Origin of the sequence: Candidatus Methylobacter favarea, from assembly GCF_902806695.1 — a bacterium.
GTDB classification, from domain to species: Bacteria; Pseudomonadota; Gammaproteobacteria; order Methylococcales; family Methylomonadaceae; genus Methylobacter_B; species Methylobacter_B favarea.
The window spans coordinates 1-23,633 of record NZ_CADCXN010000073.1 but is presented as its reverse complement, the minus strand read 5'-3'; the positions used below and the strand labels follow the sequence as shown (position 1 = coordinate 23,633).

21 protein-coding genes and 1 tRNA gene are annotated in these 23,633 nt (G+C 46.6%); 18 read left to right on the top strand and 4 right to left on the bottom strand.

Annotated elements, in window-relative coordinates; translation table 11 throughout:
• Positions 1-400: 400 nt before the first annotated feature.
• The 7 genes from HUX64_RS11645 to HUX64_RS11615 all read left to right on the top strand — a co-directional run bounded on the left by HUX64_RS11645 (position 401) and on the right by HUX64_RS11615 (position 7,226).
• Positions 401-763, top strand: coding sequence for a hypothetical protein (locus HUX64_RS11645; RefSeq protein ID WP_217426509.1), 363 nt, complete (start codon positions 401-403; stop codon positions 761-763).
• 340 nt (positions 764-1,103) lie between these two features.
• Positions 1,104-2,162 carry a heat-inducible transcriptional repressor HrcA gene (gene hrcA, locus HUX64_RS11640; protein ID WP_174626403.1) on the top strand — a complete coding sequence of 353 codons (1,059 nt, stop codon included), beginning with the start codon at positions 1,104-1,106 and terminating at the stop codon, positions 2,160-2,162.
• Between the two features lie 66 nt (positions 2,163-2,228).
• Positions 2,229-2,858: a nucleotide exchange factor GrpE gene (gene grpE, locus HUX64_RS11635; RefSeq protein ID WP_174626402.1), complete on the top strand. Its 630-nt coding sequence runs from the start codon at positions 2,229-2,231 to the stop codon at positions 2,856-2,858.
• Positions 2,859-2,929: 71 nt separating this feature from the next.
• Positions 2,930-4,861, top strand: coding sequence for a molecular chaperone DnaK (dnaK, locus tag HUX64_RS11630; RefSeq protein ID WP_174626401.1), 1,932 nt, complete (start codon positions 2,930-2,932; stop codon positions 4,859-4,861).
• A 114-nt stretch (positions 4,862-4,975) separates the two neighbouring features.
• Complete coding sequence (dnaJ, locus tag HUX64_RS11625; RefSeq protein ID WP_174626400.1) at positions 4,976-6,103, top strand: molecular chaperone DnaJ; 1,128 nt, start codon at positions 4,976-4,978, stop codon at positions 6,101-6,103.
• 3 nt (positions 6,104-6,106) lie between these two features.
• A complete protein-coding gene (dapB, locus tag HUX64_RS11620; protein ID WP_174626399.1) occupies positions 6,107-6,910 on the top strand; it encodes a 4-hydroxy-tetrahydrodipicolinate reductase in 804 nt (267 codons plus the stop codon).
• Between the two features lie 88 nt (positions 6,911-6,998).
• Positions 6,999-7,226, top strand: coding sequence for a hypothetical protein (locus tag HUX64_RS11615; RefSeq protein ID WP_174626398.1), 228 nt, complete (start codon positions 6,999-7,001; stop codon positions 7,224-7,226).
• Between the two features lie 377 nt (positions 7,227-7,603).
• Here HUX64_RS11615 and HUX64_RS11605 read toward each other — a convergent pair whose 3' ends face one another.
• The gene (locus HUX64_RS11605) at positions 7,604-7,852 is read right to left on the bottom strand and encodes an EAL domain-containing protein (protein ID WP_281355313.1); all 249 of its coding nucleotides are present in this window, start codon (positions 7,850-7,852) and stop codon (positions 7,604-7,606) included.
• A 483-nt stretch (positions 7,853-8,335) separates the two neighbouring features.
• Here HUX64_RS11605 and HUX64_RS11600 point away from each other — a divergent pair, with 483 nt between their 5' ends.
• Positions 8,336-8,602: a hypothetical protein gene (locus tag HUX64_RS11600; RefSeq protein ID WP_174626395.1), complete on the top strand. Its 267-nt coding sequence runs from the start codon at positions 8,336-8,338 to the stop codon at positions 8,600-8,602.
• A 538-nt stretch (positions 8,603-9,140) separates the two neighbouring features.
• On the opposite strand, the gene HUX64_RS11595 is transcribed toward HUX64_RS11600, so the two are convergent.
• Positions 9,141-9,551, bottom strand: a complete 411-nt coding sequence (locus HUX64_RS11595; RefSeq protein WP_174626394.1) for a P-loop NTPase family protein — start codon at positions 9,549-9,551, stop codon at positions 9,141-9,143.
• Positions 9,552-10,417: 866 nt separating this feature from the next.
• On the opposite strand from HUX64_RS11595, the gene cfa reads away from it, so the two are divergent.
• The gene (cfa, locus tag HUX64_RS11590) at positions 10,418-11,557 is read left to right on the top strand and encodes a cyclopropane fatty acyl phospholipid synthase (protein WP_174626393.1); all 1,140 of its coding nucleotides are present in this window, start codon (positions 10,418-10,420) and stop codon (positions 11,555-11,557) included.
• A 36-nt stretch (positions 11,558-11,593) separates the two neighbouring features.
• On the opposite strand, the gene HUX64_RS11585 is transcribed toward cfa, so the two are convergent.
• Entirely contained in the window at positions 11,594-11,872 is a 279-nt protein-coding gene (locus HUX64_RS11585) for a hypothetical protein (RefSeq protein WP_174626392.1), read from the bottom strand.
• Positions 11,873-12,002: 130 nt separating this feature from the next.
• Here HUX64_RS11585 and carA point away from each other — a divergent pair, with 130 nt between their 5' ends.
• From carA to greA, 3 genes are all read left to right on the top strand, one after another.
• Positions 12,003-13,196, top strand: coding sequence for a glutamine-hydrolyzing carbamoyl-phosphate synthase small subunit (carA, locus tag HUX64_RS11580; RefSeq protein WP_174626391.1), 1,194 nt, complete (start codon positions 12,003-12,005; stop codon positions 13,194-13,196).
• Positions 13,174-16,395: a carbamoyl-phosphate synthase large subunit gene (carB, locus tag HUX64_RS11575; protein WP_174626390.1), complete on the top strand. Its 3,222-nt coding sequence runs from the start codon at positions 13,174-13,176 to the stop codon at positions 16,393-16,395. Before carA ends, carB begins: the two co-directional genes overlap by 23 nt.
• Before the next feature lie 73 nt (positions 16,396-16,468).
• On the top strand, positions 16,469-16,945 hold the full coding sequence (gene greA / locus HUX64_RS11570) for a transcription elongation factor GreA (RefSeq protein WP_174626389.1): 477 nt from the start codon (positions 16,469-16,471) through the stop codon (positions 16,943-16,945).
• 57 nt (positions 16,946-17,002) lie between these two features.
• On the opposite strand, the gene HUX64_RS11565 is transcribed toward greA, so the two are convergent.
• A complete protein-coding gene (locus tag HUX64_RS11565; RefSeq protein WP_174626388.1) occupies positions 17,003-17,269 on the bottom strand; it encodes a YhbY family RNA-binding protein in 267 nt (88 codons plus the stop codon).
• A gap of 48 nt (positions 17,270-17,317) precedes the next feature.
• On the opposite strand from HUX64_RS11565, the gene rlmE reads away from it, so the two are divergent.
• The 6 genes from rlmE to HUX64_RS11535 all read left to right on the top strand — a co-directional run bounded on the left by rlmE (position 17,318) and on the right by HUX64_RS11535 (position 22,952).
• The gene (gene rlmE / locus HUX64_RS11560) at positions 17,318-17,935 is read left to right on the top strand and encodes a 23S rRNA (uridine(2552)-2'-O)-methyltransferase RlmE (protein WP_174626387.1); all 618 of its coding nucleotides are present in this window, start codon (positions 17,318-17,320) and stop codon (positions 17,933-17,935) included.
• 168 nt (positions 17,936-18,103) lie between these two features.
• Entirely contained in the window at positions 18,104-20,032 is a 1,929-nt protein-coding gene (ftsH, locus tag HUX64_RS11555) for an ATP-dependent zinc metalloprotease FtsH (RefSeq protein WP_174626386.1), read from the top strand.
• A 171-nt stretch (positions 20,033-20,203) separates the two neighbouring features.
• On the top strand, positions 20,204-21,544 hold the full coding sequence (glmM, locus tag HUX64_RS11550) for a phosphoglucosamine mutase (RefSeq protein WP_174626385.1): 1,341 nt from the start codon (positions 20,204-20,206) through the stop codon (positions 21,542-21,544).
• A gap of 54 nt (positions 21,545-21,598) precedes the next feature.
• Positions 21,599-22,345, top strand: a complete 747-nt coding sequence (gene tpiA, locus HUX64_RS11545; protein WP_174626412.1) for a triose-phosphate isomerase — start codon at positions 21,599-21,601, stop codon at positions 22,343-22,345.
• Positions 22,346-22,362: 17 nt separating this feature from the next.
• Positions 22,363-22,839, top strand: coding sequence for a preprotein translocase subunit SecG (gene secG, locus HUX64_RS11540; protein ID WP_174626384.1), 477 nt, complete (start codon positions 22,363-22,365; stop codon positions 22,837-22,839).
• Positions 22,840-22,867: 28 nt separating this feature from the next.
• A tRNA-Leu gene (locus tag HUX64_RS11535) sits at positions 22,868-22,952 on the top strand.
• Positions 22,953-23,633 lie beyond the last annotated feature (681 nt).

Sequence of the window (23,633 nt, the reverse complement as noted above, 5' to 3'; positions counted from 1 at the left end):
AAAATCTGGTTAACCGCTTGAGATTATCATTGCCGAGAAAGCTTCTTTCAGGTTTTAGGCACCAATCATAACTGCGGTTGCTGAGCTAAAAGCACTAATCTGATGTATCAGGGCTGGCGCCGTAATCTTTTATTAGCACATTTTATTATTGACGCGCTAGCGCCCGTTGCTTTAGCCAGTTTATTGGCTAAATCCCTGCTGCCGAAATTTCAATATATTAAAACCCGGCTGTTGTTTAATTCAATCTATAACGCAGCGGCTGCGTTATAAGCGGTATGACTACCTTGAATAGGCAGGGTATCTAAGGCGCTATTGTCAATTATGCGATTTCACGCGAGTCGCGGGCTCAATCCTGTTGATCGTCCGATTTATTCACCAGCGCCTGGGCAGTAACTAAGTGGTGCATCTGGCCGGTCTGGCCCAAGTAGGGCCGCGGTTAACCTGTTTTTATTTTTTATTTGCGCTGCCCGGCATAGTCATGCTGGGCACTAATGGTTTCCCTGCTGAACTATTATTGCTTATCAGGGACTTAATGGCTCATCCGGGTCTAGGTATCGCAGCACTGGCAGGGACGATTTTAGGTACAGCTTACATGTTGTCTTTTAGGCTCCGTGTTTTTTTCGGCTCTATCAAACACGTTCGTGTTAAACAGATACAGGATTTGCGCTCACGCGAACTGACGCTGCTGTGTGCCGGCATTGTTAATTTTACTGTTCGGCTTCTTTCCCATAGCGTGCTTAAGTTAAATCATAAACCCGCATAAGTGTGGTTATCCCGCTTACTGGAACAGCCGATAGTGGAAAGCGAAAAAGACACTACCCTAAATCATAGCGCCTAAATTCTATCTCAACCTATCTTTGCGTATAAAACGGGCTTTGTTTGTTACTCTATATGATTCAGTTTAAGTGATTACGACAACAACTATTAGGGGTTCGACAGCATTGGGTAAACCTAATAGCCGATTTTTTGTCTAATTGATCAGGTGTTATGAAGTGTCTTGATACCATGAGGGAGAGTTTATTGACAATAGCTCTATGAGCTGATATTTTTTTTTAATTAGCGCTCGTAATAGTAGAGTGTAATTTAGTATTTTAGAGGTTTGTGTGAGTAATAATGCTCAGGTTTTAAACAGGAGGTCCTTAAAGTTATTGAAAGCGCTGGTTGAGCGTTATATCAGTGATGGACAGCCAGTAGGCTCCCGGGTGCTTTCGAAGGATTCGGATTTGCAATTGAGTCCTGCAACTATTCGTAATGTCATGGCGGATCTGGAAGATTTAGGCCTGATCCATTCACCCCATACTTCAGCGGGAAGAGTGCCCACGGTAAGCGGATACCGCTTGTTTGTTGATACCTTGTTGACTGTCAAGCCCTTGGACTCGAAAGATTTAACGCGCTTGTATGAAGGATTATCAGCGCGGGATGACACCAGCGATATCCTGGGTGTTGCTTCGCGATTGCTGGCGGAATTAACCCAGATGGCCGGGGTAGTCACCCTGCCAAAAAGGGAAATAGTCTTTTTTCGTCACATTGAATTTTTACCTTTATCAAATACCCGCGTATTGGTCATATTTGTCACCAATGAACAGGAAGTTCATAACAAGATTATTCATACAGACCGGGCCTTCAGCGCGGCGGAATTACAGCAAGCTGCCAATTACCTGAATTCCATCTATCAGGGGCGCAGTCTGGCTGCCGTGCGGGAAGCCGTCGTGAAAGAATTGCAGGAAGATCAGGAACGCATGAATCAGGACATGCTCGATGCCATAAAAATGGCTCAGCTGGCTTTTGAGCCGGGGCATAAAAAAGAAGATTATGTACTGACAGGCGAAACCAATTTAATGAGTTTTTCTGAACTGGCCGATAGAGAGCATTTAAAAAAACTGTTCGATGCGTTTAGCCAGAAACAGGGCGTTATTCATTTGCTGGATCAATGCATGAAAGCAGCGGGTGTGCAGATATTTATTGGCGAAGAATCGGGTTACCATGCCTTTGATCATTGCAGTCTGGTAACTTCACCCTATGCGGTAGATGATGAAGTAGTGGGCGTACTGGGAGTAATCGGCCCGACGCGTATGGCTTATGAAAAAATCATTCCGTTTGTCAATATCACTGCAAAATTGCTAGGGGCAGCCTTGAATCCGAAATCAATGTCCCCATCATAAATCATTATCTTTATTTTATGCAGTCAAGCATGTTGATTAACTACTATTCTTATGGGGGCTTAAATAATGAATACTGATCAGGAAATGCCTGAATCTCAGGTTGAAACTGAAAATGAAGAAAGTGCCGGTAATACGGTTGTTGAAAAGAAACCGCATACCGAATTAATGGAGCATGAGGCGACCATTGAAGAGTTAACAAACAAATTAGCCGAGTCTGAACAAAAAGTTCATGACAACTGGGATAAAGCGGTTCGCATTCAGGCGGAAATGGAAAACCTGAAAAAACGAACCCAAAAGGATTTGGAAAATGCCCATAAATTTGCCCTGGAAGGTTTTGCCAAAGAGCTGCTGGTGGTGTTGGACAGCCTGGTGCTGGGTTTGCAGGCGGCAATAGGCGAGAGCCCTGAAGTGCAAAAATTCCGGGAAGGCAGCGAATTGGCGATCAAACAGTTTGAATCAGCACTTGCAAAATTTAACATTGTTGCAATTGACCCGCTTGGCCAGACGTTTAATCCCGAGTTGCATCAGGCGATGGCAACCTATGTTGTAGATAGCGCCGAGCCCAATACGGTAGTTAACGTTTTTCAAAAAGGTTATATGCTGAATGGACGCTTGTTGCGCCCCGCCATGGTTGCGGTTGCAAAAGCAGCCGAGAAGCCGGAAGCGGATATTCCGAACATTGATGAACAGGCTTGAACCTGGAAAATCAGGCCCCATATAGATAATAACTTTTTACATTTTAAACATATTCAAGTCTGGAGTAGTCAATGGCTAAAATAATTGGGATTGATTTAGGAACTACAAACTCTTGCGTGGCAGTTCTGGAAAATGGAGTAGCAAGAGTTATTGAAAATAGCGAAGGTGCTCGTACGACGCCTTCCATTATCGCTTTTACCAGCGATGACGAAGTATTAGTGGGTCAGTCGGCCAAAAGGCAGGCGATTACCAACCCGAAAAATACAGTTTTTGCAATCAAACGATTAATTGGCCGCCGTTTCAAGGATGATGTCGTACAAAAAGACATAAAAATGGTGCCTTACAAAATCGTTGAAGCTGAAAACGGCGATGCCTGGGTTGAAGTGCATGGAAAAAAAATGGCGGCTCCGGAAGTGTCCGCCAGGGTTTTGATGAAGCTGAAAAAAGATGCTGAAGCTTATTTGGGCGAAGAAGTTAAAGAAGCCGTTATTACCGTGCCCGCTTATTTTAATGATTCCCAGCGTCAGGCCACCAAGGATGCAGGGCGCATTGCCGGGCTCGAAGTTAAACGGATCATCAATGAACCGACAGCCTCGGCGCTGGCATTCGGTATGGACAAGCCAAAAGGCGATACCAAAATTGCAGTCTATGACCTGGGCGGCGGCACCTTTGATATTTCGATTATTGAAATAGCCGAAATAGAAGGCGAGCATCAATTCGAAGTATTATCGACTAACGGCGATACTTTTCTCGGCGGGGAAGACTTCGACTCCCGAATCATTGAATATCTTGCCGCAGAATTTAAAAAGGAAAGCGGCGTAGATGTCCATAATGATCCATTGGCATTGCAACGCTTGAAGGAAGCGGCAGAGAAAGCCAAAATAGAACTGTCTTCAAGCCAGCAAACCGATGTCAATTTGCCTTATATTACTGCCGATGCCTCAGGTCCCAAGCATTTAAATGTCAAACTGACTCGCGCCAAACTGGAGTCCCTAGTTGAAGAATTGATTAACCGCACCAAAGGCCCTTGCGAAATGGCGCTTAAAGATGCAGGATTATCGGCTTCGCAGATTAATGATGTTATTCTGGTGGGTGGTCAAACCCGCATGCCGAAAGTCCAGGAAATGGTGAAAAACATTTTCGGCAAAGAACCGCGCAAGGACGTCAATCCGGATGAAGCGGTAGCGTTAGGCGCTGCGATTCAGGCCGGCGTTCTGGGTGGTGAAGTTAAAGATGTGCTGCTGCTTGATGTCATTCCCTTATCGTTGGGTATTGAGACGATGGGCGGCGTCATGACCAAGCTGATTGAGAAAAATACCACGATTCCAACGAATGCCTCACAGGTCTTTTCCACGGCGGACGACAATCAAACCGCGGTAACCGTCCATGTATTGCAGGGCGAGCGTGAAGTTGCGGCCGCCAATAAATCGTTGGGACGTTTTGATTTGGCTGAAATTCCACCGGCTCCGCGCGGCATTCCGCAAATTGAAGTGGCCTTTGATATTGATGCGAATGGCATTTTAAATGTATCGGCGAAAGACAAGGCGACCGGTAGAAAACAGTCCATTGTTATCAAGGCGTCAAGCGGCTTATCAGACGAGGAAGTTAATCGTATGATCAAGGATGCAGAAGCCCATGCTGATGAAGACCGTAAACTGACCCAATTGGTATCGGCGCGAAATCATGCCGACGGCATGATTCACGCCACTGAAAAATCCCTGAAGGAATTGGGCGAGCAGGTTAGCGCCGATGAAAAAAGTAATATAGAACAGGCGATTGAAGCATTGAAGCAGGCAATAAAAGGCGACGATAAAGCCGATATTGAAACTAAAACCAATGCCTTGACCGAGTTGTCGGGTAAATTGGCTGAGCGTGTTTATGCGCAAAAAAATGCAGCTGAAAGTGGCGAGTCCGGAGCCGGTGGAAGTTCTGAATCCCATACCTCAGAGGAAGGTGTTGTTGATGCCGAATTTGAAGAAGTTAAAAACGACGATACCAAATAATTAGCTTGAAGTCATGCCGCGCCTTAGCTTTATTACTTAGCGGGCGCGGTTTTTGTTTAACTACCGCAGAGATTGCTGGATATCCTGAGTTAATTTTCAGGAGCGGATTGAAATATGGCAAAAGAAGATTTTTACAAGCTTCTTGGTGTAAATAAAAACGCCAGTGATGCAGAGATTAAGAAAAGCTATCGCAGGTTGGCGATGAAGTTTCACCCGGACAGGAATAGTGATAATCCTCAGGAAGCCGAAGTGAAATTCAAACAGATTAAGGAAGCTTACGAGGTATTATCAGATCCTAAAAAGCGTTCTGCCTATGATCAGTTCGGCCATGCCGGAGTCGATGCATCGATGGGCGGCCGCGGCGGCTTCGGCGGCGAAAGTTTCAGTGATGTGTTCGGTGACGTATTCGGCGATATTTTCGGGGGCGGCAGACAGCGCAGCAGCGTTCAACGCGGCTCGGATCTGCGCTATAACCTGGAGTTGACTCTGGAAGAAGCGGTTGCCGGAACCGAAGCCAAAATCCGCGTGCCGGTGCTGGTTGCCTGCGGTGAATGTCAGGGTTCCGGCGCGAAAAAAGGCTCCAGCCCCGTTATTTGTTCAACCTGTCATGGCCATGGCCAGGTCAGAATGCAGCAAGGTTTCTTTTCTGTGCAGCAAACCTGTCCCACCTGTCGGGGTTCGGGCAAACAGATCAAGGATCCCTGTGCCAAATGTCATGGACAGGGGCGTATTGAAGAAACCAAAACCTTGTCCGTTAAAGTTCCCGCCGGTGTCGATACCGGCGATCGTATTCGCCTCGCCGGAGAAGGAGAAGCCGGTGAACAGGGCGGGCCCGCCGGCGATCTCTATGTACAGATTCAGGTAAAAGATCATGCTATTTTTACCCGTGATGGCGCTAACTTGTATTGCGAAGTTCCTATCAGTTTTCCTACCGCTTGCCTGGGCGGCGAGTTGCAAGTGCCTACGCTCGAGGGCAAAGTGATGCTGAAAATCCCGGCTGAAACCCAAACCGGAAAATTATTCAGGCTGCGCGGCAAAGGCGTCAAGCCGGTCAGAGGCGGTGCGGTCGGGGATTTGTTGTGCCGGGTGCACATTGAAACCCCCGTGCATCTGACCAAAGAACAGAAAGCGCTGATAGAAAAGCTGGGCGAGTCGCTGTCGGGTGGCGGCAAATATCACAGCCCCCAGGAACATTCCTGGACTGATGGCGTAAAAACATTTTTTGACAAAATAACCGGCTAAACCATGACGCGTATTGCGGTAACAGGCGCATCAGGACGAATGGGCGCGGCGCTGATTAAAGCGGCTGCGTTTTCCGAGAAGGCCGCATTGACAGTTGCAGCTTCTCGCCCGGGAAGCACGGCAATGGGCAAGGATGCCGGTGAATTGGCCGGTATTGGAGTTCTAGGCGTAAAAGTGGTCGATGATTTGGCAGCGGCTGCCGATCAATTTGATGTGTTGATTGATTTCACCCGGCCGGATGCTTCAATGGCAGTTATCGAAATTTGCCGGCGCGCCGGTAAAAAAATAGTCATTGGCACTACCGGTTACAGTGCCGGGCAAAAAGCTTTAATCAGCGATGCGGCAAAAGACGTGCCGATTGTGATGGCTCCCAATATGAGCATCGGCGTGAATCTGTCGCTTAAATTGCTGGAAATGGCTGCAAAAGTCATGGGTGAGTATGCCGATATTGAAATTATAGAAGCTCACCACCGGCATAAAGTCGATGCGCCTTCAGGTACGGCGCTGCGCATGGGCGAAGTTATTGCTGAAGCGCTGGGGCGAAATTTAAAAGAATGCGCTGTTTACGGACGGAAAGGCAATACTGGCGAACGTGACAGAAAAACCATCGGTTTTTCAACAATTCGGGCCGGCGACATAGTCGGCGAGCATACTGTCATGTTTGCAGCTGACGGTGAGCGCCTCGAAATTACTCACAAAGCCACGAGCCGCATGACTTTTGCCAATGGCGCGGTCAGAGCGGCTGTCTGGCTGCATCATAAACAGAACGGCCTCTATGATATGCAGGATGTATTGGAGTTTTCCTAAAATTCGTAACAATAATAGTGAGTTTATAGTTCTGTAGTCCTTATGTTATTGTTTGGTAAGACGTAAGTCTAAAGAAAGGGACAAGAACATGACCGACAATATAGAAAACCGTGTGCCAGAGCAGTTACACGCTATCAGAGCTGATATAGTGTTCGTAGAAGAGGATGCGCAGGAGATTAAATCACCTTTAATAATTATAGAAAGTGGTATTGCCACTGTGCGAAGAGATGGCGGTGATTTTGCGGTCAGTATTGTAGATCAACTTCTACTGTATGAGCGGATCTCCCGTATTGAAAAGCCTTTAGAACTGTCGTAAAAATGTCTGATCTTAAAAAGATGAGGTCAGGTTCTGTGTGAGACTCTGACTGCGCGGCTGACGGTTTTGTGGTGCACACCGAATTGATCAGCACTGGCCTTCCTCCCGAGTGCCCCGTTCAAATAAGCAAACTTCATACCCAGGTGCAGCTTATCCCCCTTCTCCGCCCGATAACTGGTCAAGCTCAAAACTTATCCTTTTCCGTCATACCACAGCCTTGGTCATTAAATAAGAGGGGGGTGATATACTTGTTTGCAGTAAAATGGCGAGCGCCTCCCCCAAGTGGGGCGGCCGAAATAGTAGCCTTGGCCCTTGTCGCAATGTTGGGCCCGAAGACAGGCGTACTGCTCCAGCGTTTCCACCCCCTCCGCAATTATCTATAGCTTGAGGCATTTAGCCACCGTAATCATGACGCTGACCAGCGTAGCACGGTTCGCGTTGCTGCTTATTCGTTTCACGAACGACTGGTCGATTTTCAGTGTATCGATCAGAAGCTGCCGCAGATAATTGAGGCTGGAATAACCGGTGCCGTAATCATTGATCGCCAGCTTTACGCCTAATTCGGCCAGCCCCTGCAGTACGGAATCGGTAGATTCGTCATCCTGCATGAGAAGGCTCTCGGTCAGTTCGAGTTCTGGATAGCGCGGCTCCAGGTCGGTATCTTACCGGGTCGCCTTATATTTTTGGAAAAATCCAGGGCGAGGAACTCAAGCGCGGAGGTATTGACTGGGAGGGAAATCGGCGTCAAGCCAGCGCTCAATCGGCAGGATCAGACCATTGTCTTCGGCGATGAGCACGAACTGCCCTCCTAAGGTCACTAGAGTATTTTCAGATTATATTAATGGAAACTTCACGCGCCTGGATTCGTCCGCCCGGATTCGTCGAAGGGTTCTTTGCTGAAGGAGATATCTCAATGCCTAAAGCCTATTCGATGGATTTACGGAAGCGAGTGACCGGGGGCCTGCGACCAGGGATAGCCCATCGCCCAGATTGCGAAGCGACTCACGGTGAGCGAATCTTTCGTCGAAAATTTGCAGCAACGGCGGCGAGAGCGCGATACGCTAGAACCCAAACCCCACGCCAGCAGCGCTATCCCACGCCCCTGACAAATGCTGTGCATACTGTTGAGGGCGCCCCATCTCACGCTGGAAGGGTTGCGGGAGAAGCTGGGGGTGAAGGTTCACCTCTCCACACTTGGGTATCGCCTGGAACGTCTCGGCCTGACGTTCAAAAAAAACACCAAGAGCAGCCAGCAAGCGCGCGAGGACCTGCGCGTCCGGAGCTACGCCTGGCGGGAGACGCAACCGATGCTGGATCCAGCCCGGCTCGTGTTTATTGATGAAACAGGTCGTGGTACCGCGAGGGTGCGCCGCTAAGGTTGGAGCAACCGTGGAACGCGCGTCAGTGTCGCTTAACCGCTCTGATGGTGAGCAGGGGGCCGATGGACGGGGCTTTATTCAAGGCTTATGTGCATGAGTTTCTCTGTCCCACCCTATCTCCCGGTGACATCGTGGTCAGGGACAATCTGTCTTCGCATCAGGTGGCGGGCATCCGCGAGGCCATCAGGGCGGTAGCAGGATCTTCAAGCCACTGCCGCCTTACAGCCGGGATTTCAATCCCATCGAACAGGTGTTTGCCAGGCTGAAAGCCTTGCCTAGAAAGGCCGGTGAGCGCATGGTCGAGATGCTGTGGGACACCCTCGCCAAATTACTGGATTAGTTCACCCCCGGCGGAATGCGAGAAATATCTATGCAACGCCGAATATGCCTTATAGACAAAATGAAAATGCTCTCATGTTAAAAACAGGCTTTGACTCAGATTCCATCGTCAAATATTCAGCGATTAAAAAGAGGGTGGCCTGCGTGCTCATCATTTGCATGCACAGTTGCTGCACGAATCGTTGCAGTTCGGTCGTTACCTGTTCTTCCTGCATCGCTGACCGTGCGACTGATCGAAATGAATCAACAAAAACAAAGGGGGGGCATAGTCTTTCACTTCATCGCGAAAGCGTGACAATAGACGATCAAGATTTCCTTCCTGAAGGTCTGCAGTCAGGTTGAAGAAGCGGATCGAGTCAGTGACTTTCGTGATAACAAAAAATAGAAATTGCTGTTGATAACGGAGCATCTTCAAGGCCGGCTCCCCGGGTACAGTGAAGAATGGCGTTCGATTATCCGGGGTTGCCAGCGAGACCATGATCTGCTGAGCGAGCGTTGTTTTTCTGCTTCCCTGCGTGCCAGCAATCAGGTTGAATGAGAATTCAGGCAGACCTTCTCCCAACAGGTGTCCAGACCAGTTACGCCGGTTACCAGACGACGTTTGCATGCCTTTTTACTCATTTTTTGAACTCCTTGGCGGGCTTATCGAAAACATCATCGCCCCAAGCCGAGTGAAAAATTCGGGTCACTAACTCCTCACCAATTAACGAGGCCAGGATGTCGGTAAGTGATCAGTAGCAGACTGTTTGCTGCGTTGGCTTGCGCAGATGGTTGCCCTTCAAAGCTCATTTTCAATCCCGCCAAGCGGTGATCAGTCTGTGTTGAATGAGCCGGCCACGAGTTAGGGAAGGTTGATGGGGTAAGGAATACATTTCTTACCTAAAGTGAATTGAAACCATCTTCACCGACGATCGAAATTATTTTGGCCGCCAGATGCTTCTATAAGTTAATAGCGGTATCCGCAGCTTTTTCAGCGGACTGTGCAAAAAGAGTTGGGAGTATCGGGTCTCGCAGCACTGCGCCGGTTTCCACAATAAAAATATCATTAATTTGATCTAGATAACGGCGGTAATGGATAGTAGTCGCTATTTCAACCACACATCACTACAGCACTGGTATGGTTTATTTGCTAAACGGAAGGTACAAACCCGATTCAGGTTCTGGTTTCTTCAAGCGGTTTTTTTCTTATGGCCTGTATGCTTGATCCTGGTAAAAGTTTGGGTATGTAAAATCAGCTTAAGACGTTGATAATAAAGGTTTCCTTATGGAGAAGGAGGCGCTATGTTTAATTGTCACTGACAAGTTCATGGGGTCGGGTGTATATTTTAAACAATGGGAATATACTACCAATAGAAAGAAATTTCCTCATTGCGTAATAATCAAAGCCAATAATATACATTCCTGGTTATGCTTTCCAAATCAGGTGTAATGAAAGTTGCAATGCAAACTTGCGCTCAGCTCTGGAGAGCAGTTATGCGCAAAACAATTGATAATGCACAAAATAAATTTCGGGCGAAACTTGAGAAATTTGAAGGTACTGATGTTGTCTTTAACGGCAATAATCCCTGGGATATCCGGGTTTATAATTCGAACCTGTATGAGAGAATGCTGGCTCAAGGGTCTTTGGGATTGGGTGAGGCCTATATGGACGGTTGGTGGGACTGTGAGCAGCTTGATGAATTATTCAATAAAATCTGTTCTACCGAGTTCGTAGCTCAAGGGAAATGTTCTCAAACCCTGATGAATAAGCTTTGGGCGTATTGCCTGAACCGGCAAAGCAAGCATTTTGTTTCCCCTATTGTGAAACAGCATTATGACATGGGAAATGACTTATACCGTGCAATGCTGGAGTCACGCATGACTTATAGCTGCGGCTACTGGAAAACTGCTCGCACGCTTGAGCAGGCGCAAGCGCATAAATTCGAGCTCATATGCAGAAAACTGAATGTGCAAGCCGGTCAAAAAATTCTTGATATCGGCTGCGGCGGGGGAAGTTTTATGAAATACGCGGCTGAAAATTATGGCGTTTCCTGTGTTGGGATAACCCTGGCGGAGAAACAGCTCGCGCTGGCTAAAGAGTTATGTGCGGATTTGCCCATAGACATACGTTTGGCAGATTACCGGGAGCTTGACGAGCGGTTTGATCATATTGTCTCTATTGGCATGTTTGAGCATGTCGGCTATAAGAATTATAGTAAATATATGCAGGTTGTTCGAAATTGCCTTAAGGATAACGGCTTATTTCTGCTGCATACGATTGGAGGAAATACTTCAGTAATAACCACTGATGCCTGGATAGATAAATACATATTCCCGGACGGTATGCTGCCTTCGCTCAAGCAAATTGCAAAAGCCCCGGAAGGAAAGTTTGTTATGGAAGATTGGCACAATTTTGGCGCCGATTATGACAGGACGCTTATGTGCTGGTTTGAAAATTTTTCCAGGAACTGGGGAACCTTGATAAAGACCAACCGTTATGATGAACGATTCTTCCGGATGTGGAAATACTATTTACTGTCGTGCGCCGGTGCTTTCCGGTCCCGCGTCAATCAGCTCTGGCAAATTGTGTTGTCCACAAAAGGCGTGCCGGGCGGATATGTTTCAGTCCGCTAAGCTGTAGGAACAGGTCTGAAACATACCGAATCCTGATCATTTTTGCATCAGGAAAGAAACCTGTCCACGCATGATCAAATAACCTGTAAAGTTACAGGTCACCTTGACGCCCAAGATGACCTGGGCATTTCCGTATGACGGTAGCGATAGGAAAACAGTGAGACCGGTTGATTCCGGATTATAGGCTTTCAACCTATGCAAACTCACCTGATGCCGGTTTCTCAATCGAAGAAAAAGCAAAGAATAGGCGCTGATCAAGAAATCTCTAGGATTACGGGCGGTAAAGGCAGCCAGCGTTCCTCCTTGAGCTTTCATCGATTTCCCTGAAGTAAAAATTATTAATGACCAAAACAGCATAATCTCGTAAAATTAATCGGATTTTGTTTTTTATAACGGGATGAGCTCTTGGCAACTCATCCCGTTTTGCACATTTGAGGTGTCGTATTTGACCAGGTCTGCATTATTGGTATTGGAAGATGGAACGGTATTTCACGGGGTAGCTATAGGCGCAGATGGCTGTTCCGTGGGTGAAGTCGTTTTTAATACGGCCATGACCGGGTATCAGGAAATTCTCAGTGATCCCTCTTATGCCCGGCAAATTGTAACCTTAACCTGTCCGCATATTGGTAATGTAGGCACAAATAGCGAAGATGATGAGTCGCCTCGTGTTTTTGCCAGCGGCCTCGTGATTAGAGATCTGCCGTTATTGGCAAGTAACTGGCGTAGCAAAAAAACCCTGCAACAGTATTTGCTTGATAATAAAGTCGTAGCCATTGCCGACATTGATACCCGTAGGTTAACCCGGCTGTTGCGTGACAAAGGTGTGCAGCGCGGCTGTATTATGGCTGGCGAGTCGGTTAATGTGGAAGTTGCCAAAATTGCGATCGAAAGCTTCCCCGGCTTGATGGGAATGGATCTAGCCAAAGTGGTTTCAGTCACAGAGCCGTATGAGTGGACTGAAAATATCTGGCATCTGCAAAACGGACATACGCAAGCGGAGAATCTGACCAAACATGTCGTAGCCTATGATTTTGGCATTAAACGCAACATCCTGAGATTATTGGCCAATCGCGGCTGTCGCATTACTGTTGTACCTGCAACAACATCAGCGGAATCTGTGATAGCCATGAATCCCGATGGCGTGTTTTTATCCAATGGCCCGGGTGACCCTGAGCCATGCACCTATGCAATCAAGGCTATTCAAATATTCCTGGAAAAGAAAATCCCGGTGTTGGGAATTTGTCTCGGCCACCAATTACTGGCGTTGGCCAGCGGCGCAAAAACTGAAAAAATGAAATTCGGGCACCACGGCGCCAATCATCCGGTTCAGGAAATAGCGACCGGGCGCGTGGTAATCAGCAGTCAAAACCACGGATTTGCCGTCAATGAAGACAGCCTGCCGAAGAATTTAATAGCGACTTATCGTTCCCTGTTCGATGGCAGCCTGCAAGGCATTGAACGCACAGATTGCCCGGCCATGAGCTTTCAGGGACACCCTGAAGCAAGTCCTGGGCCACATGATGTTCAATTTTTGTTTGACTGGTTCATCGAGAAAATGGATCAAGTGGCTCTGAAAAAAGCCGGCCAGTTAACAATTACTAGAGTACAGCTACAAAATGCCGAAAAGAACGGATATTAAATCGATTTTATTACTGGGTGCAGGACCCATCGTGATCGGTCAGGCCTGCGAATTTGATTATTCAGGCACGCAAGCATGCAAAGCTCTGCGGGAAGAGGGCTACCGCGTTGTTCTGGTGAATTCCAATCCTGCAACCATTATGACCGACCCTGATATGGCGGATGCGATTTACATCGAACCCATTGACTGGCAGACGGTGGAAAAGATTATTGAAAAAGAACGCCCCGATGCCATATTGCCGACAATGGGTGGTCAGACCGCTTTGAACTGCGCCCTGGCGCTCGATGCCAACGGCGTGCTGGAAAAATATGGCGTCGAAATGATCGGCGCCACAAAAGAAGCGATTAATAAAGCCGAAGACCGTGAACTATTCAATCAGGCGATGAGAAAAATCGGTTATGAAGTGGCAAAATCAAAGACAGCTCATTCCATGGAGGAAGCCTTGGCCGCCCAGAAAGAAGTGGGTTATCCCACTGTCATCCGTCCATCGTTTACCATGGGCGGCAGCGGCGGCGGTATCGCCTATAACAAGGAAGAGTTTGTGGAGATTTGTGAGCGCGGGCTTTATTTATCACCCGCCAATGAATTGTTGATTGAAGAATCGGTACTGGGCTGGAAAGAATACGAAATGGAGGTCGTGCGCGATTCAAAAGATAACTGCATTATTATCTGTTCCATTGAAAATTTTGACCCTATGGGTGTGCATACCGGGGATTCAATTACGGTAGCGCCCGCCCAAACCCTGACCGATAAAGAATACCAGATTCTACGCAATGTCTCGGTGGCGGTATTGCGTGAGATTGGCGTCGATACCGGCGGCTCTAATGTGCAGGTGGCGATTAATCCTGAAGACGGTCGTATGATAGTTATCGAGATGAATCCGAGGGTTTCGCGTTCCTCTGCTCTGGCGTCCAAAGCAACCGGTTTTCCTATCGCCAAGGTGGCGGCGAAACTGGCGGTAGGTTATACGCTGGACGAATTGAAAAACGAAATTACCGGCGGCACGACCCCAGCATCGTTTGAGCCGACAATTGATTATGTGGTAACCAAGGTGCCGCGATTTACCTTTGAAAAATTTCCTCAAGCCGATGATCGTTTGACCACACAGATGAAATCGGTAGGCGAAGTAATGGCAATTGGCCGTACTTTCCAGGAATCCCTGCAAAAAGCCTTGCGCGGCCTGGAAATCGGTATTAGCGGTCTCGATGAAATTACCGATTTGAGCCAAGATGACGCGCCTGAAAAGGTCCAGCGTGAAATGCGCCATCCCGGGCCTGACCGCTTGCTGTATGTCGCTGATGCTTTTCGCAGCGGCATGACGCTGGAAGACATTCATGAGGCGAGCAAAATTGACCCCTGGTTTCTGGCGCAAATTGAAGATCTTGTCATTACAGAAAAATCATTAGCGAGTAAAACCCTGTCGACATTGAAGGAAGGCGAACTTTTTAAATTAAAGCGCAAAGGCTTTTCGGATATAAGAATAGCCAGACTGCTCGATACTTCGGAAACGGAAGTCCGCAGTGTCCGCCATAAACTCGGTATCCGGCCGGTCTATAAGCGCATAGATTCCTGCGCGGCTGAATTTTCATCCGATACGGCTTATTTATATTCAACCTATGAAGAGGAATGCGAGGCGCGGATTTCGGACAGGAAAAAGATCATCATTCTGGGCGGCGGCCCTAACCGCATCGGTCAAGGGATCGAGTTTGATTATTGTTGTGTACATGCGGCTTTGGCGTTACGCGAAGACGGTTATGAGATGATCATGATTAATTGCAACCCTGAGACAGTATCAACCGACTTCGATACCTCGGATCGGTTGTATTTTGAATCCTTAACCCTGGAAGATGTGCTGGAAATCGTGCATCTGGAAAAACCTGAAGGTGTGATTGTTCAATACGGGGGGCAGACGCCCCTGAAGCTTGCGCGCGCGCTGGAAGCGGCCGGGGTGCCGATTATCGGCACCCCGCCGGACTCGATTGATTTAGCCGAAGACCGTGAACGTTTCCAGAAATTACTGGAACGGCTGAATTTAAAGCAGCCTCCGAATGCTACGGCACGTTCAGTTGAACAGGCCATTAATGCGGCAAAGGAACTGGGTTATCCTTTGGTTGTCCGACCTTCTTATGTACTGGGCGGACGAGCTATGGAAATCGTTTTCAATGAAGAAGGCCTGCAGCGTTATATGAAAGAGGCTGTCAGCGTATCCAATGATTCGCCGGTTCTGCTGGATCGTTTTCTTGATGATGCGGTTGAAATGGATGTCGATGCTATTTATGATGGCGAGCGAATATTAATCGGTGGGGTGATGGAGCATATCGAGCAGGCGGGCGTGCATTCGGGCGACTCGGCATGTTCACTGCCGCCGTATGAATTAGCGCCAAAGATTCAGGATAAACTGCGCGAACAGGTAGCCAGGATGGCCGAAGCACTTGGGGTAAAAGGGTTGATGAATACCCAGTTTGCTATTCAGGGCGAGGATATTTATGTGCTTGAGGTCAATCCGCGGGCCTCCCGTACTGCGCCTTTTGTTTCCAAAGCTACGGGTTATCCGTTGGCTAAAATTGCGGCCCGCTGCATGGTGGGACAGACGTTGGCGCAACAGGGAATTATTGAAGAGCGTATTCCCGCCTACTACTCTGTTAAGGAAGCGGTCTTTCCTTTTGTTAAATTTCCCGGTGTTGATCCATTGTTAGGGCCAGAAATGAAATCAACGGGTGAAGTCATGGGAATCGGAAAAACCTTTGGCGAAGCCTTTGCGAAATCCCAGCGCGCGGCCGGCGTTAACCTGAATCATAGCGGTAAAGTGCTGATTAGTATTCGCGATGCCGATAAAGCCAAGGCGCCTGATATTGCCAGAATGCTGGTGGAAAAAAATTATGAAATTGTCGCTACCGGCGGCACGGCAAAATATCTTAAAAATGCAGGGATACTGTGTGAAACTGTTTATAAAGTAAATGAAGGACGGCCGGATACGGTTGATATGATCAAGAATGACCAGATTCAACTGATTATTAATACCACCGAAGGCAAAAAGGCGATCTCAGACTCGTTCACCATGCGCAGAGAGGCGCTACAGCATCGGGTAACCTATTACACGACGATGGCTGGGGCAAGAGCTGCGTGCTACGCCCTGGGTGAGTTAGATGCAGGCGATGTGAACTGCCTGCAGGATTTGCATAATAGCCTGATTGTGTAAAAATAATCTTGTATTTGGCAGATACAAATCTTCCAGTTAAATCATTGATAAGTAGTGTTGGAGTTGTTGAAAAATGAATAAAGTACCTCTTACCGTGAAGGGCGCGGAAAAATTGCGCGCGGAATTGGACGAGTTAAAGTCAGTGGTGAGGCCGCGAATTATTGCCGCGATTGCTGTTGCCAGAGCCCATGGCGACTTAAAAGAAAATGCCGAATATCATGCTGCAAAAGAGCAGCAAAGTTTTGCTGAGGGACGTATTGCTGAAATTGAAAGCAAGCTTTCCAATGCGCAAATTATTGATATCACCCAAGTGGATGCAAATGGCAAGGTAGTCTTTGGCGCAACAGTAGAAATAGAAGAAATTGAATCTGAAAGAAAGGTAATCTACCAGATTGTTGGAGAGGATGAAGCCAATATCAAGGAAAGCCGGATTTCAATTGGATCGCCTATCGCACGGGCACTAATCGGCAAAGAGGTTGAAGATGTAGTCACGGTGAGGGCGCCGGCCGGTAATGTTGATTATGAAATTATCTCGATTCAATATATTTAACCGGCATTAGCAAGCTCGGCCAGAAACAGGTAATTATTAATGCACCTCTGCCTGCCATTACTTGTTCGGGTTTTTTCTGTAAATGACGGCAATTTGACCCATACGCTGAATGAGCTGAGCGCCTGTATCAGTGCAGATTTTTTCGCTAATATGCTTGCGATTTTCCCGTTCGGCGCGCATTTTTATTTTAATGAGTTCGTGGCTCGCAAGGGCCAGATTGATCTCGGCCAGAACAGCGGCGGTAAATCCTGAGTGGCCAATCATAATGACCGGTTTTAAGGCGTGAGCCTGAGCCCGGAGTTTGTTTTTGTCTATATCCTTCATATTCCTGTTCCTGAATCAAATAAATAATTTTACTTTAAAAAGATAGTTATGGGACAAAGTAAAAGCAGTAAGCGCTGGCTAGAGGAACATTTTGAGGATGAATATGTCAAAAAAGCTCAGGCTAAAGGCTATCGCTCGCGTGCAGTTTTTAAACTGAGTGAAATTCAGAATAGCGACAGGCTTATTAAGCCGGGGATGAATGTGGTTGATTTAGGAGCAGCCCCGGGAGGATGGGCCCAGTTTGCACGACAGCTTATCGGAAAAAAAAACAAGCTTATCGCCCTGGATATTTTACCGATGGAGCCGCTTGAAGGTGTGGATTTTATCCAGGGTGACTTCCGCGATAATGCCGTGCTCGATCAGTTATATGCAATTCTCAATGGCATGCCGGTTAATCTGGTCATGTCAGATATGGCCCCCAATATGAGTGGCAATAAAGCCATAGATCAGCCCGGTTCCATTTATTTGGGCGAACTGGCTTTAGACACTGCAAAAACTGTTTTAATTAAAGAGGGAACCTTTTTGGTTAAAGTGTTCCAAGGAGAAGGCTTTGAGGCATTTCATCATGACGTGCAAAATCTTTTTTCAAAGGTAAGCATCAGAAAGCCGAAAGCATCAAGGCCGAGAAGTAATGAAGTGTATATTTTGGCCAAAGGGTTTAAATAATCACTTATAGTCCCTATATAAATATTAATAAATCTGTTAGCTAATGAATATTATTATTTATTCGGTAAATTTCAGATAAATAACGACGGTCAGGATATTACTCCTGATATAATCACTCAGTTTTTAAACCGCGAGCCATTTAGGCCCAGGGCGTGTAAATTGAACGACATGATAAAAAATATAATCTTATGGGTGGTCATTGCTGTTGTATTAATGTCCGTATTTAATAACTTTGGCCCGCAAAGCGAACGAGCAGATAGCTCGCTATCGTATTCGCAGTTCATCGAATCAGTAAAGGCCGGGCAGGTTCAACAGGTGATGATTGATGACCATGTCATTAAAGGCAAAATGCAGGGCGGGCAAATATTTAAAACTTATGCGCCTTCAGATCCTCACCTGGTCGACGATTTGCTCGCAAATAACGTGGAAATCAAGGCTGTTCCACCGGAACAACCTTCCATGCTAATGCAATTGCTGGTGTCTTTTGGGCCTATGTTGCTGCTTATTGCGGTATGGGTTTTCTTTATGCGGCAAATGCAGGGCGGCGGCGCGGGCGGTCGAGGAGCGATGAGCTTTGGCAAAAGTAAAGCGCGGATGCTGGAAGAAGACCAGATTAAAGTGACTTTTGCCGATGTTGCAGGCTGCGATGAAGCTAAGGAAGAAGTCGTCGAAATGGTTGACTTTCTTAAAGATCCTGCGAAATATCAAAAATTGGGCGGCAAAATTCCCCGCGGCGCGTTAATGATTGGTCCGCCCGGAACAGGTAAGACCTTGTTAGCCAGAGCCATTGCCGGCGAGGCTAAAGTTCCATTTTTTACTATCTCCGGTTCGGATTTTGTGGAAATGTTCGTTGGCGTGGGCGCCTCCCGTGTCCGGGATATGTTTGAGCAAGCTAAAAAACATGCGCCTTGCATCATATTCATTGACGAGATTGATGCGGTGGGTCGTCAGCGCGGCGCCGGTTTGGGCGGTGGTAATGATGAGCGTGAGCAGACTTTAAATCAGTTACTGGTTGAGATGGATGGTTTTGACGGCAATGAAGGGATTATCGTCATTGCCGCAACCAACCGCGCTGACGTGCTGGACAGAGCTTTATTGCGTCCCGGCAGATTCGATCGTCAAGTTACAGTCGGGTTGCCTGATGTCAGGGGCCGTGAACAGATTCTTAATGTCCACATGAAAAAAGTACCGGCTGCTGATGATGTAGAGGTTAAGTATATAGCTCAAGGTACGCCGGGTTTTTCCGGAGCTGATTTAGCCAATTTGATTAATGAAGCGGCCTTATTTGCCGCCAGAATGAATAAACGTCTGGTAAGCATGGTTGATTTGGAAAAAGCCAAGGATAAAATAATCATGGGAGCCGAAAGACATACCATGGTGATGGATGAGAAACAAAAGAAAATGACTGCGTATCATGAAGCAGGTCATGCAATTGTCGGCAAGCTGGTTCCTGAGCACGATCCTGTCTACAAGGTCAGTATTATGCCTAGAGGCCGTGCATTAGGCGTTACTATGTTTCTTCCCGAGCAAGATCAGTACAGTGCCAGCAAGCAGAAGCTGGACAGCATGATTTCCAGTTTATACGGCGGCCGTATTGCCGAGGAGTTGATTTTTGGCTGGGAGCAGGTAAGTACCGGGGCTTCGAATGATATTGAACGGGCCACTGAACTGGCCAGGAATATGGTGACCAAATGGGGGTTATCTCAACGCTTAGGCCCTTTGACATATAGCGAAGAAGAAGGAGAAGTATTTCTTGGGCGTTCAGTAACACAACATAAAACCGTTGCTGAGGAGACTTCTCATACCATTGATGAAGAAATACGCTCTTTTATTGACAGAAATTATGAACGGGCAGAAAGACTTCTAAAAGAAAATATAGATATTCTGCATGCTATGGCTGCCGCCTTAATGAAGTATGAAACTATAGATAAACATCAAATAGATGATTTAATGTCCAGGAGGCCCGTAAGAGACCCGGAAGGGTGGGATGACATGCCTCCGCCCCAATCTTATGATGATGTGAAGGCTGACGATATCAAAGGCAAGGACAGTAAAAAAGGCGGGAAATCTATTGGTGGAACAGCCGAGCAAAGTTAATAGTTTTCTTTTAAAAAAAGGAGAGGCATATATCATGCCTCTCCTTTTTTTTTTATAATTTATACGCTAGACTCATTATTGTAAAGCCGTTTCTGGCGTTAAACATCTCTAAGATCATAATAATTTCTGGAATAATACGGGTTTCTATATTTATCCAGGTAGGGAGCACTAATGACAAGAAAATATTTCGGTACCGATGGCATAAGAGGAAGAGTGGGAGAGCCGCCCATAACGGCAGATTTTCTGTTGAAGCTGGGCTGGGCTGCGGGCCGGGTATTTGCCAATGAAGGGCATGGTTTTGTTCTGGTCGGTAAGGACACCCGGATTTCAGGCTATATGTTTGAGTCTGCGCTGGAGGCCGGGCTGACCGCGGCCGGCGTCGATACCCGTCTGCTGGGGCCTATGCCAACACCGGGAATAGCCTATTTAACTCGAACATTAAGGGCGCAGGCAGGCATTGTCATTAGCGCCTCCCATAACCCCTATTACGACAATGGGGTTAAGTTTTTCTCCGTATATGGGACAAAACTTCCCGACGATATCGAGCACAAAATAGAGCATTATATTGATTCACCGATGACAACCGTGGAGTCTTCGAAATTAGGCAAGGCCAAGCGGTTGGAAGATGCAGCCGGGCGGTATATTGAATTTTGCAAGGGCAGCATACCGACGCGACTGGATTTCAGCGGCATGAAAATTATCATCGATTGTGCACATGGAGCAACTTATCATATCGCTCCTCATGTATTTAGTGAAGTAGGCGCAAAAGTCATTACTATTGGCGCCGAGCCCGACGGCCTTAATATAAATGATGACTGCGGTGCAACCAAGCCGGAAAAGCTGGCAGCGACAGTTATGGCTCATGGGGCCGATCTGGGTATTGCTTTGGATGGGGATGGCGACCGCTTGGTGATGGTAGATCACAAGGGTGAGGTCGTCGATGGTGATGAACTTATTTATATTATTGCCAAATCAAGACTGGCAACCGGGCATTTGTCGGGTCCTGTTGTTGGAACATTAATGACGAATCTGGGTATGGAGCATGGCTTGAAGAAGTTGGGAATAAATCTGATCAGGGCAAAGGTGGGAGATCGGTATGTAATGGAGAGGTTAGTCGAGAATAAAGGAATACTTGGGGGCGAGAACTCCGGCCATATTATCTGCCTGGATAGAACTACCACGGGCGATGGTATTATTGCTGCCTTGCAGGTAATGGCAGAAATGCACCATACTGGTAAAAATTTGCATGAATTAAAATGCGGTATGACTAAATATCCTCAAGTTCTGATAAATATAAAAACACATAAAAAATTAAATCCGGAAACTAACGAAAATATTTTAAAAGCAGTAAAGTCAATAGAAAAAAAATTGAATGATAATGGCCGGGTACTGCTCCGGGCTTCAGGGACAGAGCCTTTAATTCGGGTGATGGTAGAAGGCCGTAATGGAGATTTGATCAGAAATTATGCCGATGAATTGGCTGACGAGGTCAAGCGAGCACTAGGTACTTGAACTGGTAGCTATTAGGATATATGATAGATTATTAGATTCGATGTGGAGGTAATGATGCGGCAGTCTCTGGTGGTAGGAAATTGGAAAATGAATGGGACGCGCTCCAGTTCTGAACTGCTTGCAAAAAGCATCATTACCGGTTTAGGGTCTAGTAGCGCAAATATTGCCGTTTGTGTGCCGTATGTTTACTTATTTGCAATTAATGAATTAATTAAAAATACCCCCCTGGCCTTGGGCGCGCAAAATGTGGCAGATAAGCTGTCAGGGGCCTATACCGGAGAAATTTCGGCAGTGATGCTTGGCGAGTTTAATTGCAAGTACGCACTTGTAGGGCATTCCGAACGACGGAGTTATTATGGGGATACTAATGAGTCAGTGGCTGCTCGTTTTTGTCAGGCGCAAGGAGAGGCCATTATTCCTATTTTATGCATAGGTGAAACTCTGGAACAACGGGAACAGGATAAGACCTTTGCTGTTATTGATGCCCAATTGTCTGCTGTTATAAGTTTGGCTGGAATAGAAGCCTTTAGCAAGGCAGTAGTTGCTTATGAGCCGGTTTGGGCCATAGGAACAGGAAAAACTGCTACAGATGATGAGGCTCAGGAAGTTCATCATTATATCCGGCAGTATGTCGCTGCTAAAGATCAGGCTATTGCAGATAGAATACAAATTTTATATGGAGGCAGTGTCAAGCCGAATAATGCAGGAGGTTTATTTGCCATGCCGGATATTGATGGAGGTTTAATAGGTGGGGCTTCGTTGGATGCGGAATCCTTTTTAAAGATTTATCATTCGATTTAGAGCAGTTTCAATTTTTTATGTATCAGGTAATTATTGTTATTCATATATTGTTGGGTTTAGGCGTGATTGGATTAGTACTGATGCAACAAGGCAAAGGCGCCGATGCAGGTGCAGCTTTTGGCACCGGTTCTTCAGGTTCTGTTTTTGGAGCTCAGGGCGCGGCATCATTTTTATCCCGGACTACAGCAATTCTGGCGACATTATTTTTTATAACCAGTTTGGGGCTCGCTATACTTAATAGTCATCAGGGCATAACCTATGATTTGATGAGTGAACCGGCCGTCGAACAAGATACAGTAGGCATACCTGAAGTAGAAGGCGGAAAAACTGCCGATAACTTTGGAGAGGTGCCGTCGGCACCTGCAATTCCAGATGCTCAACTAAAAGCTGATCAGGATAAAACACCAGTCAATGAAACAAAAATAGATAAGACTGTGATACCGAAGCCAGTTAAAGAAAAAAATAATAAAAATAAAGAAAGCTCAGGAAAATAATTTTAAATTAAAAAATTTTATAATATTAGCCGATGTGGTGAAATTGGTAGACACGCCATCTTGAGGGGGTGGTGACGCAAGTCATGCCGGTTCAAATCCGGCCATCGGCACCAATGACGAAATGGCAAGACACCAGCCTATCAGAAGTTTCGTAGGCCACTGTCAACCGGGAATAAAAATTGTGGCGTACTTTATTGGAATGTGCCCGCAGAGAATGGCAGAGGATATAAACGACTCCGATTCATGATGTTATAAAGCAATTGTAGACCAAGTACTGAGAATGATGATTCTCAGATGCTAAAGTTAATTAACTCTGATTGGGGCTTGGTAATGAGGGTAAAGATATATAGTTATCAAAAGCCAAGATAATACATTGCCTGTGCTTTTTTATTCGCTCTTAAAATAGCAATGTGGCAAAAGGAATCACGGTAATTGAAGGGAAAGACGTTAAAGTAGAGAAGCGAAGCGTACCAGTGTTGCTCCCTAAAAACGGTGTTTCAGAAATGTCCCCTTTACCATGCATTCTATTGAATTATTATAATCTCAAAAACATCATCTTCGTCGTGTTAATGTGGACAAGGATGTGCTTTTGTAACCTTTTGATCGGGCATATAAATACTGCATCATGAAAATGCATCATTTTCATGATGCAACAGCTACTTTACTATCTAGTAGATCGTTCCATTAATAGATTTACAGATTAGTCTAAAATAGCCATGATACTTATTCACCTAATGACGGAGGTGATCATGGCGGGAAAGACGAAACGCGCAGCACTGATATTGACGGACCAC